Annotated in this window: 10 protein-coding genes; 2 read left to right on the plus strand and 8 right to left on the minus strand. The window is 44.7% G+C overall.

What is annotated here, in order from left to right; translation table 11 throughout:
* Nucleotides 1-1,347, plus strand: a complete 1,347-nt coding sequence (locus H6G17_RS21525; RefSeq protein ID WP_192160665.1) for a HAMP domain-containing sensor histidine kinase — start codon at nucleotides 1-3, stop codon at nucleotides 1,345-1,347.
* 72 nt (nucleotides 1,348-1,419) lie between these two features.
* On the opposite strand, the gene H6G17_RS21530 is transcribed toward H6G17_RS21525, so the two are convergent.
* From H6G17_RS21530 to H6G17_RS21550, 5 genes are all read right to left on the minus strand, one after another.
* Nucleotides 1,420-2,565, minus strand: a complete 1,146-nt coding sequence (locus H6G17_RS21530) for an FAD-binding oxidoreductase (protein ID WP_192160667.1) — start codon at nucleotides 2,563-2,565, stop codon at nucleotides 1,420-1,422.
* A gap of 102 nt (nucleotides 2,566-2,667) precedes the next feature.
* Nucleotides 2,668-3,150: a phosphate-starvation-inducible PsiE family protein gene (locus tag H6G17_RS21535; RefSeq protein ID WP_192160669.1), complete on the minus strand. Its 483-nt coding sequence runs from the start codon at nucleotides 3,148-3,150 to the stop codon at nucleotides 2,668-2,670.
* A 143-nt stretch (nucleotides 3,151-3,293) separates the two neighbouring features.
* Complete coding sequence (gene rimM / locus H6G17_RS21540) at nucleotides 3,294-3,995, minus strand: ribosome maturation factor RimM (protein WP_192160670.1); 702 nt, start codon at nucleotides 3,993-3,995, stop codon at nucleotides 3,294-3,296.
* Nucleotides 3,996-4,005: 10 nt separating this feature from the next.
* On the minus strand, nucleotides 4,006-4,512 hold the full coding sequence (locus H6G17_RS21545; RefSeq protein WP_192160672.1) for a GNAT family N-acetyltransferase: 507 nt from the start codon (nucleotides 4,510-4,512) through the stop codon (nucleotides 4,006-4,008).
* A 37-nt stretch (nucleotides 4,513-4,549) separates the two neighbouring features.
* Nucleotides 4,550-5,830, minus strand: a complete 1,281-nt coding sequence (locus H6G17_RS21550) for a valine--pyruvate transaminase (protein ID WP_192160674.1) — start codon at nucleotides 5,828-5,830, stop codon at nucleotides 4,550-4,552.
* A gap of 439 nt (nucleotides 5,831-6,269) precedes the next feature.
* Between H6G17_RS21550 and glgP the strand changes: the two genes are divergently transcribed.
* Complete coding sequence (gene glgP, locus H6G17_RS21555) at nucleotides 6,270-8,483, plus strand: alpha-glucan family phosphorylase (RefSeq protein WP_192160676.1); 2,214 nt, start codon at nucleotides 6,270-6,272, stop codon at nucleotides 8,481-8,483.
* 212 nt (nucleotides 8,484-8,695) lie between these two features.
* On the opposite strand, the gene treY is transcribed toward glgP, so the two are convergent.
* The 3 genes from treY to glgX all read right to left on the minus strand — a co-directional run bounded on the left by treY (nucleotide 8,696) and on the right by glgX (nucleotide 15,784).
* A complete protein-coding gene (gene treY / locus H6G17_RS21560; RefSeq protein WP_192160700.1) occupies nucleotides 8,696-11,491 on the minus strand; it encodes a malto-oligosyltrehalose synthase in 2,796 nt (931 codons plus the stop codon).
* Nucleotides 11,492-11,600: 109 nt separating this feature from the next.
* Nucleotides 11,601-13,448, minus strand: a complete 1,848-nt coding sequence (treZ, locus tag H6G17_RS21565; protein WP_192160677.1) for a malto-oligosyltrehalose trehalohydrolase — start codon at nucleotides 13,446-13,448, stop codon at nucleotides 11,601-11,603.
* A gap of 206 nt (nucleotides 13,449-13,654) precedes the next feature.
* Nucleotides 13,655-15,784 carry a glycogen debranching protein GlgX gene (gene glgX / locus H6G17_RS21575; protein WP_192160679.1) on the minus strand — a complete coding sequence of 710 codons (2,130 nt, stop codon included), beginning with the start codon at nucleotides 15,782-15,784 and terminating at the stop codon, nucleotides 13,655-13,657.
* Nucleotides 15,785-15,872: the final 88 nt, after the last annotated feature.

The following is a 15,872-nucleotide window of genomic DNA, read 5'->3' on the forward strand; positions in this document are numbered from 1 at the left end:
ATGCCTGCCAGTGCTGAGTTTATTTCATTGTGTCGCTCTCAAGTTGCCTTGCTAACCCAAGGAATGGGGGCGGCTTTGAGCGTGGTATATCTGACGGAAAGATTTGTAGAGGAAGGAACAGCACAGGAGAAGCTGATCCCTGTCGTAGCCTATCCAGAGACAGCAGTGAGGTGGCAGGGACTAGAGTTAAATAGTGCAGCACTTCCTGCTACAACAAGTCGCCCTCAGCCACCGCGATTGCAAGCAAAAGCCGCTGCAAAAAATATAGATACTGTATCTTTACCGGAACTACCGACCGAGGCAAATGTAGCTGAACCGCCAGAAACGGCAGATCAAGCCCTAGTACCGAGCCAACAAATTGTTTTACCACTGCTTAATGAAGGAGTGTTAATTGGACTACTCGTGACTAGTCGGGAGGATAGAGCATGGAACGAGCGAGAACGGCATGAAATTGAACGAGTGGCGCAAACGCTAACGCTGGCAAGACTTTTAGATCGGCGACGAGAGCGATCGGAGCAGCAGCTCAGCCAGCAAAAGCAACTACAAGCCCAGCAGCGAGAGTTATTAGATAACTTACTGCACCAGTTTCGCAACCCACTGACGGCGTTGCGGACGTTCGGCAAATTGCTGCTCAAGCGCCTGCTACCTGGAGATGCGAACCGAGCTGTGGCAGACAATATCGTGAGAGAAAGCGATCGCTTGCAAGAATTGCTGCAACAATTCGATCGAGTCATCGACATGACAGAGGAAGATTTAGAACCAACCAAATCCCTGCCTCCAGTCACAGAGGTGCGATCGGCAATACCTATACTCAATGCCCCTTTACCACTGCTGCCCAATCGCGAAGGCACTCAGAGCGACATTTGCACGATTGAGGACGTGCTAAAACCCTTGCTAGCTTCTGCTTGGGCGATCGCTCAAGAACGCAACTTAGATCTGCAAGCAGATCTGCCACCAAATTTACCAGCAGTGCGCGCTCATCTAAGAGAATTGCGTGAGGTATTAAGCAATTTGCTTGACAATGCGATCAAATACACTCCGCCTGGAGGCAAAATTTACGTCCAAGCAGGATTAGAGCGAGACAACTTCCAGGGCATCGCCATTAGCGACACGGGGGTAGGTATCCCCCCGCAAGACCTAAAACGAATTTTCGATCGCCACTACCGAGGTAGACAAGCAGATTCAGATATTCCTGGTACGGGTTTGGGACTAGCAATTGCTAAGGCACTGATCGAACAAATGCAAGGCACGATTGAAGTTTTTAGTCCTGCTTTGTGGCATCCCACCCCAGAAAGTAGCGGGGGAACTACGTTTATTGTTTGGTTAATGGTAATGGGTAATGGGTAATGGGTAATGGGTAGTTAGTAGTTGGTTGTAGCTCCTAGTCTCCTCTGCTGCCTACTCCCTACTCCCTACTCCCTACTCCCTGATAACTGAACGAGCAAAGCGCTGCGCTAGGGGTGGGATAATGACCAGGGGATTGCTGAATCCAGAGAAGATGTGGATGCCTGTTTTGCCAGGGATGTTACCGATTAGTGGCAGAGGATAACTTCGTTCAGCTTCGCTAACGCGGCTGAAACTAACTAAACAGTGATGCCAAGTTCCCGGCAGGTCTTTGAGTGCTGGTAAAATTTGCCCTACACTTGCTCGAATAGTAGCTTCGCTGGCTTCGGGATTAATGCTGGCTTGGGTATCGGTCAAAGTGCGGCTCAACTGCCCTAATCGCAGGCTACCATCGAGAAATTGAATCGCCCCAGTATCTAGAATTGGGGGTGCGAGTTCTAATCCTTGTTCGTCCCAGGGGCGATCGTTTGTAGTCGATGTGGCTTCTAGTTGAAAGCGTTGAAGTCGAGCTGGCATCACGAGCGATCGCAATTTTATATCAACAGGTGGAATGTCAATTAACTCGGCATGGGTAAAGTATATTTTGACCGAAATACCTGCTGCTTTGAGTAAAGCACGGCTGAACCCACCCGCACAAATAATAGTGTTGGCACTGCAATACGTTTCGTCAGCGGTTTTTACCCCTTCTACCTTGTTGCCTTGTTGCCAGAGTTTTAGCACTTGAGCAAACTGAAGATCGCCCCCCGCACGTAGAAAGGCTTGGATGTAGGCTTGAGCAGTTTTTTCAGCGTGGATGTGACCGTGTTTTACCGTCAATGCTCCGGCGATCGCATGAGGATTTAACAATGGTTCTAATTTACAGGCTTCTGAAACGCTGAGGAGTTGTGGCGGAATGGCAAAATCAGCATAGGTAGCGGCGACTGCTGCGGGGTCGTCATCAGCTGCAATTGTCAGCAATAAGTCTAGTTCCCGAAATTGAGTGTCGGCGGCTAATTCTTCCGAGAGAATGCGATGACGGGCGATTCCTTCAGCGCACAATTGACGCATCATGTCGGTAGTACCAGACCAAAAAGCTAAACCACCATAGCTATAGCGAGTCGCATTTTGCCCTGTTGGATCTTGTTCTAGCAGCAGGACGGAAAAGCCTTGCTGAACTAATTCGTAGCTCAAAGCTGCGCCAGTAATACCCCCACCTACTACAATCCAATCGTATATTTTCATACTTCACATACGCCGTTCGATCGCCCATCCAGATCCTACCGTAGCTGCTAAGTAAGTCAAAAGTTAAAAGTCAAAAGTAGAAATTAAGCTATTGATTAACAATTAATGCCCTTTATGGGGTGGATATTTGGCATTAGTGCGTCTGACTAACCAGTAACAAATAGAAAGAGCAATAATCGCTGCTGCAAGCGCTAATAGTTGAGAATCAGTAATTTTGCCAAGATCGAGAATGATAATTTTGCGAGCGACTGCAATTAAAGATGTGACAATTACCATCTCGATTTGAATGATATGACTGCTAAGGTAAGAAGTAATATTTTGCGTAATTTCTAGAGCAATAAGAATATTTAAAAATAAACCAAATATTTTGAGTAAGCCAGCAGAAAAATTCCCTAGTTCAGAGACAAGCAGCAGTTCTTTAGCTAAAGTCACGCCCAAATCTATAATGGCAAATAAAATAACTCCTAACATTGCTAGCGTTAAGAGTTTGGCAAAAAAATCTTCTACTTTATCAACAAAAACTAAAAAATCTGGATTCGTGTTTTTATCTACTAGGGGTGATATTAGTTTTCGCAATAACTTCATTGGTTAAAAGTCAAAAGTTAAAAGTTAAAATTCAAAAGACTGCAAGCTAACTACACCCAGCAAATTAAATGTTGAATAACTAATGAATGCTGATGAGAAGATCGTACCAGAGATAAGCCAAGATAGAAGTATTCTGCTAAACGTTACAGTTCCAGCAAACCTGGTGGCGGTGCGATTTCAATTCTTCTCATCTCTAGATCTACAACAGGTGCGATCGCTTTCACAAATGGAATCAAAACTTTTCTTGGGGGAGTCGGGAGTTGGGAAGCGGGTGGAGGCGGAGGTGTCCTCCGCATCGGAACCGCGTAGTCGGGAGTCGGGAGTGGAGGATCGCTAATTTTGACTTCTGACTTTTGACTTTTGACTTCTTGATGCAACTGTACTTCCAACAAGTCGTTTCCAGCAGGAATGACATCTGTTACCGTACCAATGCTCTCGCCAGTTTCTTGTAAAAAGACTTCTAGACCGATCAGATCGACGACATGATATTCATCTTCTCCTAATTCGGGGCGATCGCTTTCCGGTACGAGCAATACGCAATCTCGCAGTGCTTCAGCTTGTGCGCGGTCTTCAATTCCCTCTAACGCTACCACGTACAACCCTTTACCTGGAATATCTCGTCCTTCGATGAGTTCTATTGGTTCTGGTTCTGTTTTCCCCGGACGCAATAACCAGCGCTGTCCTGGTTCGACAAATCGTTCGGGAAAGTCTGAATCGGGGTAAACTCTGACTTCTCCATCTAACCCTTGGGGTGCAACGATTGTACCAATTGCTAACCAGCCATCGGGAATTTGTGGTTTTTGATTTTGAGATTTAAGTTTTGAACTCGTATTTTTGCCATTCATAATAGTAGCGTTAAACCGCAAACTCCTGGGCTAAATCTATCAACGATCGGTCGGTTACTCTGAAGACAGTCCACTCATTCATTGGTACTGCTCCTATTTTTTGATAAAAGTTTATTGCTGTCTCATTCCAGTCTAATACCCACCATTCCAAGCGACCGCAGTTTCGCTCTTTCGCTATATGAGCTAAATAACTGAGCATAACACGACCGATTCCCCGTCCGCGCATCTCTGGTTTTACGTACAAATCTTCTAGATAAATACCTGCACGTCCGAGAAATGTTGAGAAGTTATGAAAGAAAAGTGCAAAACTTACAGGCTGCTTTTCATAATAGCCCAAAATAACTTCTGCTCCTTTCCTATTGCCAAAAAGTGATTCTTTTAAAATATCCTCAGTTGCAACGACTTCATGAGCTAACTGCTCGTATTCAGCTAGTTCTTTGATAAATTGCAATACTAAGGATACGTCATCCGTTTCGGCAAATCTCATCTCAAAATTGAGAATTTTAGTTTCAATCATAAAACTACTGAGATGTCGATTGGGAATCTTTTAACTTTTAACTTTTAACTTTTGACTTTGCATAAACTCGTTCGGCTACCTTGGCGAGACGCTGCATTCCGATCGCGATTTCTTCATTGCTTGCTGTCAGGCTAATTCGCAAACACTGTTGTTTGTGAATCCAATCTTCGCGCAAGCCAGGAAAGAAGGAACTACCAGGAACGACAATGACATTTTCTTGTTTGAGTTGTTGATAAAATTCCCAATCGGTTAAAGGTAAATCTTTTAACCATAACCAAGCAAAAATTGCTCCTTCGCCACGATGCAAAAACCAAGGTATATCAGGCATTGCCTGTTCTAAAGTAGATTCTAATACCTCAAACTTTTGCCGATAAAAAGGTCGAATGACATTGCTAGAAATCTCTGCTAAAGCACCAGAATTAATCGCTAAAGCCGCGATCGCCTGTCCGTAACGTGACGGATGAATGCACATATTTGTCTGAAACGATTCCAGAATTTGAATTAATTTTTCATCTCCGATCGCCACTCCAATTCTTTCACCTGGCAATCCGGCTTTGGATAAACTCATGCAATGGAGAATATTGTCACCAAATACAGGAGACATTTCCGTAAAATTCAAAGCTGGAAAGGGAGGCGCATAGGCAGAGTCGATAATAACGGGAACGTTATAAGGTGCAGCCAAAGCTGCAATTTTTTTGACTTCCTCATCCGTTAAAACGTTACCCGTAGGATTGCAGGGACGAGAAAATACTACGCATCCCGTCTCTTCGTTAATTTTAAGTTGACTAAAATCGGGACGATATTTGAATCTATGGGCGGCTGCATCGATATCTAGTGCAGGCTTATAGGCAATTAACGCTTCTGGGGCAAGACTTACGCCACCATAACCCGTGTAATCTGGACTTAGGGGTAGAACGATCTGCCTTAACTCACCATCGAGACAGTAGCCACCAAAAGCATTTGCAGCGTAGAAATAGAGAGTTTGACTACCAGGCGTAATCAGAATATTGCGTTCGCTTAAGTTTAACCCGTAGCGGCGATTGAAATCAGATGCGATCGCGCTAATGAGTGGCGCGTACCCCTGACTCGATCCATAACGACAGACGACTTCGCCATAGTCAGAACTAGCTAACAACTGTGCCGTACAGTCTCGCCATAACTGCTCTACTTCCGGTAAAATCAGCGGATTCCCCGCACTTAAATTAATAAACTCCTTACCTGCACCTGCTTGCAGCGTTTCAATAATATCTTTCATAATTGCCCGCACCCCCGTTAGGTGGGACATTTGAGCGCCAATTTTCGTGAGGGCAGGGTTCATAAGCAGATGTGTAGGAGACTTTCTTAATTTAACCAAATCGGGAGAGTCGGGAGTCGGGAGTCGGGGGGAAGAGAGCTGAGGAAGCAGAGGGGACAAGGGAGACAAGGGAGACAAGGGAGCTGAGGGTGAAACTGGCTGTTGCCTCTTGCCTCGCGCCTCTTGCCTTATTAACCAACTACCAACTACTAACTACCTATTACCAAACTTAACATCCAGCAAAATTTTGTTAAAACATCCTTTATCTAATTTGACACTGAAATCTGGAAAAAGTGTAAATAAAAATCTTAAAGTAGACATACTCCGTATATGCTAAAAATCCTAACTGGGATGAGGTTGGCGAAGGTAAATTACCCAGGTTTCTATTACCGAGTCGAGTTTTAATTGGTTTGTATTGCCATCGGTTTTAGAGCGAGAGTACACAAGAGAGTACTGGAATAATATGACGAATAAATCTGCGATCGCCCCAGCACAAAAGCTGAGCGAAAAATTACCCCTGCCACTCAAAAGATTGGCAGATCTGGCTTATAACTATTGGTGGAGTTGGACGAGCGAACGAGTTTTCCTATTTCAAAACATTTCGCCGGAAGCTTGGGAGCGTTACGGACATAACCCTGTAGCAGTGTTGGAATCGGCTTCTTACGAACGCCTGACCCAACTAGCAGAAGACCCTTTCTACATCAAACAGTTATCTCAGTTGGTGGCTGAGTTTGATGCTTACATGAATCAGCAAGATACCTGGGTGAGTCGAGTTGCGCCGCAAATTTCACGGCAAAATCCGATCGCCTATTTCTGTGCTGAGTTTGGCATTCACGAATCCCTCCCCGTTTATTCTGGCGGTTTGGGTATTCTGGCTGGAGATCACCTCAAATCTGCTTCCGATCTGGGCGTACCTCTGATCGGCGTAGGATTGTTGTATCGTCAAGGCTATTTCCGGCAGCGACTCAATCGTAGTGGTTGGCAAGAAGATTACTACATTGACAATGTTTTCCAGCAAATGCCGCTGGAATTGATGTTGAACGAACGGGGAGAAACCCTGACGATCGCGCTGCAAGTTAGACAGCGGATGGTCAAAGTTCAAATTTGGCGGACGCAAGTGGGTAGGGTGAGTCTCTACTTGCTCGATACAGACCGCGAAGACAACGACCCGATCGATCGCTGGCTCACAGGACACCTCTACGGGGGCAACCAAGACACGCGGATCGCCCAAGAGGTGGTTTTGGGGATTGGCGGAGTCAAAGCGCTTACAGCCTTGGGAATTCAGCCCTCAATTCACCACTTGAACGAGGGACACGCTGCATTTTGTACCCTAGAGATTGCTTGGCAGGAAATGGAGCGGACGGGCAAACCTTTCTACGATGTGGAAGCAAGCGTCCGCAAGCGCTGCGTCTTTACGACTCATACCCCCGTACCCGCCGGACACGATGTCTTCTCTCCCGATTTGATGGATTCTCATTTTGCGCAATATTGGGCGCAGTTGCGGCTATCGCGAGAGCAGTTTTTAGCTTTGGGCGCAAAAAGACTGGGCGATCCTTGGGAGCCTTTTGGCATGACTGTCCTAGCACTGCGGATGTGCCGCGCTGCTAATGGCGTGAGCGAATTGCACGGCAGAGTTTCGCGGCAAATGTGGACTGCTTTGTATCCCGATCGCCCCGAAGACCGCGTACCTATCGGTCACATCACTAATGGCGTTCACGCCCCGACTTGGACGGCTCCGTTGATGGCTGACCTTTATACTCAGTATCTAGGTACAGATTGGCAGACGCGGGCGATCGATCCGGCAATGTGGGCAGATGTCGATCGCATTCCCGATGCGGAATTATGGCAGCGACATCAGGTTTTGAAAGAGCGCTTGATTGCCTTTACCCGTTACAGAATCAAAAAAGCCAGAACGGATCGGGGTGAAGTAGGCGATCGCATCCATGCTGCCGATCTGTTGCTCGATCCCAATACTCTCACAATTGGTTTTGCCCGTCGTTTCTCTCAATACAAACGGGGCAATCTGCTGTTACGGGATGCGGAAAGAGCGTTGAAAATCTTTGGTAATGCTCAGCGTCCAGTCCAAATTGTCTTTGCTGGTAAAGCTCACCCCGCCGATGAGGAAGGCAAGCGGATTATCCAAAAATTGATGGAGTGGTGTCAGCATTCTGCAATTCAGCATCGAGTGGCGTTTATTGAAGACTACGACATTTACGTAGCACAGAAGTTAGTGCAAGGCGTAGATGTTTGGTTGAATAATCCCCGTCGTCCCCTGGAGGCTTCTGGTACGAGCGGGCAGAAAGTCTGTTTTAATGGCGGGATCAACTGTAGCGTCCTTGATGGTTGGTGGTGCGAAGGCTATCAAGTCGGGATGGATGGCAAGGGAATCAACGGTTGGGCGATCGGTGAAGATGCTCATACAAGCAATCAAGAGTTGCAGGATCGGATCGATTCTGAATCCCTCTACAAGTTATTGGAAGAGGAAATTGCGCCTCTATACTACGATCGCGACAACAACGGCATTCCGCACCGCTGGATTCAAATGATGAAGGCATCGATTAAGACGAATGCACCTCTGTTTAATACGGATCGGATGATCGCCGATTACGTAACGCGCATCTACGCTCCTGGTTGTTCGACAATCTCTACACCAAGTTTGGCTCAAGTGATTGTCTAATTTGATTTGCCAATTTCTCTAAAATGAGGGCGATCGAACAATACAATTGGAGATCCCCCTAAATCCCCCTTATGAAGGGGGCTTTTTTTTGGAGATCCCCCAACCCCCTTGTGAAGGGGGCTTTTTTTTTGCTCTTTTGAAAAGGGCTTTAGCCCCCCTTTTTAAGGGGGGCTAGGGGGATCGAGTCTTGGAGTTCCTCCCTAAAATAAAAGTTATTTCTGTCCAATTAACAGCGCTACGGGAAACTCTTTCAACGTGTCAGCAACTAGCAATTTTCCATCCGTTTGAATATTTTGAGTAGTAATTGCATCCTCCCAATTTGAAGCTGTTCCAGCAGGTAATTGAATATAAGTATCCTGCCAAACTTCACCAAATGGATACTCACCAGGTTGAATTAAACTCGTTAAGAAACGAGGGGCGATCGCAATAGCTGTTGTATTTTCAAAACTGCGGGCGAAAGCCACAATATTTTCTTTGTACTTGCCGCCGATCTCTAAAGGTTGATATTCTCCTTTTTGAAAAATCTCTAGATATTTCGTTCTCGCTTTTAAGACTTGATGAGTCAGAAATAACTTAATTCTGCCATCTTCCTTTGTAGCTAGCAGATCGGAAATTAGAGTAGAAATATTCGTGCTAATTTTCTCTTTGATTTCCGACAAATAAGAGTTTCTCTGCTGGAAATCAACTGGACGACGGTTATCGGGATCGACTAAGCTTAAATCCCATAGTTCCGTTCCTTGGTAAAAATCAGGAACCCCAGGAGAAACTGATTTTAGCAGAGTTTGAGATAGGGAATTAAAGATACCGTAGTAAGAAATCTTCTTTTGAAATGGGAGAAACTCTTTCAGAAATTGATTGTTTTCCGACTGATTCAAGACTGCTTCAACAAAACTAGTACAAGCATCTTCATAAGTCATATTTTGCCGCAGCCAAGCCGTGTAGACTTTTGCTTCGCGAATTGCCTTGAGCATATATTCTTTGACGCGATCGCTAAAGCCATTTATTTCACTCTCTAAGAATGGATATGCCCCTACTAAAGTTTGATAAAATGCGTATTCATCATTGCGATCGGGGAAAATTGAGTTTTTATGTTGCGTTTTATAAGAACGATTTAATTCCATCCAACTACGAACTTGTTGCTGCCATTCGTCAGGAATTTCTGACAGAACGTTGATTCTCGCTCTCACATCTTCACCCCGTTTGGTATCGTGGGTTGAAGTTGCACTCATAGCATGAGTCCATGTCTGATTTCGATGTTGGTTAAAACTATGAAACTCAGCTAAATCTATTCCAAAATGATCTGGTTCGCCACCTACTTCATTTAAAGAAAGCAAGCGGTAATAGACATATAAAGCTGTATCTTCTACCCCTTTTGCCATCAGCGGTCCCGTATATTGTTGCATTCGCATGACAAAATATAACCACTGGTCTTTCTCAGCTTGAGTCAAAGAGGGTTCGTATTCTAGTAAGAATAGTTTTTCGATAAAATTCAGTTCGTTTTGTAACAGAGGTGTGCCATCTTTAGCAGATTGAATGACTGCTTGAATATACTGTCGATCCTGCTCAGAAATTCCGGCAGCATTGATGTAAGTACAATAGATGGGAAAACGGGTAAGAACTTCTGCGATCGCACGTTTCAAGCCATTGAGAGTAAAATCATTACCATAACGATATCTACCCGCAATTTTCTTTAGCAAGACACTCAAGTTATCAATGTCACCTGCTAGATTTTTATCGATAATTAAATGCTTTTTCTCGGCTACAATATCAGGAAAAATCGTGATAAATTCGGTTAGATTTCGATAAATTTCGTCAAGCTTATCTCGATTTACTTTTTGACAGAAAAGTCCATTCACATAGTTTAGATAATCGTATCCAGAAGTCCCCTGAATTTGCCAGTAATTAGGTATGTCTTCCCCAATTTGCAAAATCTTTTCGACGGTGATATATGTATTACCTACTTTTTCCCGCAGTCTTTCTAAGTATTGAGTTGGATCGTAAAGACCATCGATGTGATCGATTCTTAAACCTGTAAACTTGCCTTCATTAACTAATTTTGCAATGAGTTCGTGAGTAGCGTTGAAGACTTTGAGTTCTTCTACTTTGACTGAGATTAATTCGTTGACTGTAAAGAATCTGCGATAATTAATTTCTTCCGCACCTACTTTCCAGTAAGAAAGTCGAAAGAACTGTTCTGAAAGTAACTTGTCTAAAAGATTAAAACTTTCAGTATTTCCTGATTCGCCATTAAAAACCTTAATATTATCATCGATAAAAGCTTTTACTTCAGGATTGCCTTCATACAGTTCCCAAAGCAAGCCTCTAACAAATTCTGTCTGATCTTGTCTTCTTTGTTTACCAACAATATCAGCAGAGATATTCTTAAGAATGTAGAGAATTGCTAGAAGTTTAACAAAATCTGGATGTCTTCTACCTAGAGTTCTAGCTAATTTACCTAAATTGTAGGTCAAGAAAGTCGCATAGGATTCTAGTTTTAACGGCAAACTCAAACTGTAATAGTTGATAGTTAAACCACCCTGTTCGTATTTAAGCTGAATTTCTCCCTTTTCTAAAGATTCCCCGTAAAAGTTACCCAACATTGGCGTTAAGATAGGTTCTTTGTTATCAGTGAAAGGAGCATTCCAAGCAATATCAAAATATTCTACATAAGCTGAATCGGGACCATTTTCTAAGACATCCATCAACCACAAATTTTGAGTATCATAAGCCATGTGGTTAGGAACAATATCTTGCAGCCAACCTAATTGATGCTGTTGAATTTCGGCAATTAAAGCATCAAAATCTGCTTCAGTTCCCAGTTCGGGATTGAGTTGAGTTGGATCGACAACATCGTAACCGTGAGTACTACCCGTTCTAGCTTTAAATATTGGTGAAGCGTAGAGATCGGAAACTCCCAAAGCTGCTAGATACGCGGTAATTTTTTTCGCATCTGCAAATTTAAATTCCGAGTTAAATTGAATGCGGTAAGTAGCTGTGGGAATGCGCATGAGAATGGTAATGGGTAATGGGTAATGAATGATGGGTGATGGGTAACTGTTAATTATTAGATTTGATAGCAACCAAGCTATAACAACTACCAATTACCAATTACCAAAACTACGTGTTTTCGTAAAGTACAAAGTTGTACGATCGCAGTTTTATTTCTTCGCCCGACTTGATTTTATCTGGGGCGATAGTACCGGAACCTTGCCATTTTTCATCGGCAGAATCGAGAATCTTTTGCCAATTATTGTGGCTGAGTTCTGGTGCGAAGCTAACATCATTTTGATTGAAGTTCATCAGACAAAGAATTTGGCTGTCGTCACTCCATCGCCGCCACCAGACAATTTTTTGTTGTTCGTCTGCACCTGCTTCTATGCTGTTTCTTTCTTTTTTAATTAAAGCAGGAACAGTAGTGCGAAGTTGAATTAATTTTTGATACCAAGACCAGATAACTTGGTGTTTACCTTCTTGGCGTTTTTCCCAATCCATTTTACACCCGAGAAAAGTTTTGGAAGATTCTGGATCGGGTGGATCTCCTACGGCGTGAAAGGCGGCAAATTCTTGCTTTCTGCCCTCACGGACTGCTTTAATTAAATCTGGATCAGAGTGGCTGACAAAGTATGTAAAAGGTGCTTCTTCGGCATACTCTTCACCCATGAATAGCAGAGGAATATAAGGTGAAAGAATTACCGCTCCAGCAGCTAGTTTGAGAGCATCAAAACAGATCAGTTTTGATAGTCTTTCCCCTAACAACTGATTGCCAATTTGATCGTGGTTTTGAATGCAAACGACAAATTGAGATAAATCGGTGCGATCGCTAGCAGAATTACCGTGAAATCTCTGGCGATGGGGTGCATATTTCCAGTCATAGACAAATGTATCGCGATAGGCTTTTGCCAAGTCTTCGCATTTCCCAAAGTCTTGATAATAACCGTCACTATCGCCTGTTAATAATGCATGTAAAGCATGGTGAAAATCATCGCTCCACTGAGCATCAAGTTCGTATCCACCTACTTCTTTCGGGCGAATAATTTTGGGATCGTTTAGATCGCTTTCAGCAATTAGATAATACTTTCTCCCTTGTTGTTCGGAAAATTCTCGAACTTTTTCGGCTAATTCCGCTAAAAAGTGTTTTGCGCCTAAATCGTAAATTGCGTGAACTGCATCTAATCGCAAACCATCGATATGAAATTCTCGCAGCCAATAAAGGGCATTTTCGATAAAAAAGTGGCGCACGTCGTGACTGTGGGCATCATCAAAATTAATGGCGCTGCCCCAAGGAGTGCGGTAGGTTTGAGTAAAATAAGGAGCAAAATTGCTGGTGTAATTACCTTCAGGTCCAAAATGGTTGTACACCACATCGAGAATCACCGAAATTCCCTGTTGATGACAAGCTGCAACTAATTGCTTTAACTCTTCGGGAGTACCGTAAGAATTTTGCACGGCAAACGGGTAAACCCCATCGTAGCCCCAGTTGCGATAGGCACAGCTACCATCTGGGGGTATATTGCCAGGAAATTGCGCGATCGGCATAATTTCGATCGCGTTGACTCCCAACTCTTTCAAATCTGCCAAACGGGGAATAATTGCGGTAAAAGTTCCTTCTGGGGTAAACGTACCGACATGTAATTCATAAATAATCATCGCGTCTAGCGGTACGCCAGCCCAATCGCCATCATCCCAAGTAAATTCATGGCTTATCACTTGAGAAAGCTTATGTACGCCATGAGGTTGAAAATAGGAAGCAGGATCGGGGCGAGTTTCGCCACCATTTAATTCCAGAAGATATTGCGTACCTGGAGGGATATTATCGGCTACAACTTTCCAGTAGCCATCTTCCTGTTCCATCTGCAAAAAGCGTTCTTCGGGGGATACAATTTGAACGCCCAGTGACTCGATATTCGGTCCCCACACGATAAATTCACAGCGATCGCTGCCTAAATAGTTAGCACCAATTTTCATAATTTGTCATTTGTCATTTGTCATTTGTCATTAGCGAGAATTGTAGGGGCGGGTTTAGCAAAAGATTCACTGGTTTTGACAATAAATCTACGCTCAAAACCCGCCCGTACAGGAGTCGTATGGGAGAAATTTCCGGTGAACCCGCCCGTACAAGGGCAAGAAGCAAGGATTTTGTATTTCTGGTAACTGGTAACTGGTCACTGTTCCTAAACCATCTGACGCAGCAGGACGAGCGATCGCGCTGTGACTGGAACGGTGCGATCGCCTGTATAGATGCTTTCTTCTTGAATAAAACGCGGTTCTTTGGTATCAATAACTAATGCCCACTGGTTATCTTGCATACCCTGTGGCAAGTTAAATTCAAGAGTTTCGTAGTGGGCGTTGAAGAACATGAGAAAGCTATCGTCGCTGATGCGTTGACCTTGTTTTCCAGGACTGGGAATCATGTTTCCATTTAAGAACACGCCCATTGACTTCGCATATCCGATTTCCCACTGTTCCTGATCCATCTCGCTACCGTCAGGATTGAACCACATGATATCGCTGACACCAGAACCGTGAATCGCTTGACCTTGGAACCACTTACGGCGACGAAATACAGGATGTTGGCGGCGGAAATAGATCAACTCGCGAGTAAAATCTAATAAATCTGTATTTCCTTCCACTAAGTCCCAATTAAACCAAGAAATTTCGCTGTCTTGGCAGTAACCGTTATTGTTTCCACTCTGCGTCCGTCCCATTTCATCACCCCCAAGCAGCATGGGGATACCTTGGGACAGCATCAGAGTCACGAGGAAGTTCCGGCGCTGACGTTCCCGTAACCGCAAAACTTCTGAGTCGTCTGTCTCGCCTTCTGCGCCGCAGTTCCAAGACCGATTGTGACTTTCTCCATCGCGGCTTTCTTCGCCGTTAGCTTCGTTGTGTTTCTCGTTGTAACTGACGAGATCGTTGAGCGTAAAACCATCGTGGGCGGTGATGAAGTTAATGCTAGCATTCGGTCGCCGTCCGTTTTCTTGATAGTACAAGTCGGGGCTACCCGTCAGCCGATAGGCAAATTCTCCCAGAGTACTGTCCACGCCACGCCAGAAGTCTCGTGCCGTGTCACGATACTTTCCGTTCCACTCCGACCAGAGAACGGGGAAGTTACCAACTTGATAACCACCCGTACCGATGTCCCAAGGTTCAGCAATTAATTTAACATCCGCGATCGTCGGATCTTGGTGAATGATATCGAAGAATGCTGACAGTCGATCCACTTCGTACAGTTCTCTTGCCAAGGCTGAAGCAAGATCGAAGCGGAAGCCATCGACGTGCATTTCTGTCACCCAGTAGCGCAGGCTATCCATGATCATCTTCAAAACTTGGGCGTGGCGCACGTTGAGGGAGTTACCGCAACCTGTAAAGTCCATGTAGTATCGCGCGTCGCCGTCTACCAAGCGGTAATAGTTGGCATTGTCAATTCCCCGCATCGATAGGGTAGGACCCATGTGATTGCCTTCGCCCGTGTGGTTGTATACCACGTCTAGAATGACTTCAATTCCAGCCCGGTGCAGGGCTTTAACCATTTCCTTGAACTCCGTCACCTGCTCGCCTAAAGTGCCACTAGAGCTGTATTCGGAGTGAGGCGCGAAATAATTGATCGAATCGTAGCCCCAGTAATTTCTCAACCCTTTATCCGCCAAATGTCCTGGGACGGAGAGGAAATGATGTACGGGCATCAACTCAACGGCGGAGATTCCCAAACGTTGCAAATGCTCGATCGCCGCTGGGTGAGCCATTCCTGCATAAGTCCCGCGTAGTTCTTCGGGAATATCGGGGTGTAGCTTAGTAAAACCCTTGACGTGAGTTTCGTAGATAATCGTTTCGTTCCAAGGGGTGCGCAGGAGTTTATCGTCTTCCCAGTCAAAGCTTTGATCGACAACCACTGATTTCGGCATCAATGGGGCGCTATCCAAATCGGAAAACGATAAATCGGCTTCCTCAGACTCCCAAGAGTAACTATATAATTCTGGACTATTGCCAACTTCCCCCGCGATCGCTTTTGTGTATGGATCGATCAGCAGTTTATTGGGGTTAAAGCGATGTCCTTCTTGGGGTGCGTATGGTCCATGCACTCTATACCCGTACCGTTGACCAGGACCTATACCTGGTATGTAGCCGTGCCAGACGAAATTACTGACTTCTGTTAACTGTAAGCGAGTTTCTTTGTCATCGCGATCGAACAAGCACAATTCTACACCTGTGGCATTTTCCGAAAACAAGGTGAAGTTCGTGCCTTTGCCGTCCCAACAGGAACCCAAAGGATAGACATTACCTGGCCAAAGTGCAACATACATAGGTTTGGCTGTGTGTCAAGTATTAAGTGGTGAATGACTGATGACAGTAGGAATTTAACTAAAAAGTTCTTCCTACTTTTGGGAGAGT

The sequence above is a fragment of the Chroococcidiopsis sp. [FACHB-1243] genome (genome assembly GCF_014696895.1).
Classification (GTDB): Bacteria; Cyanobacteriota; Cyanobacteriia; order Cyanobacteriales; family Chroococcidiopsidaceae; genus Chroococcidiopsis.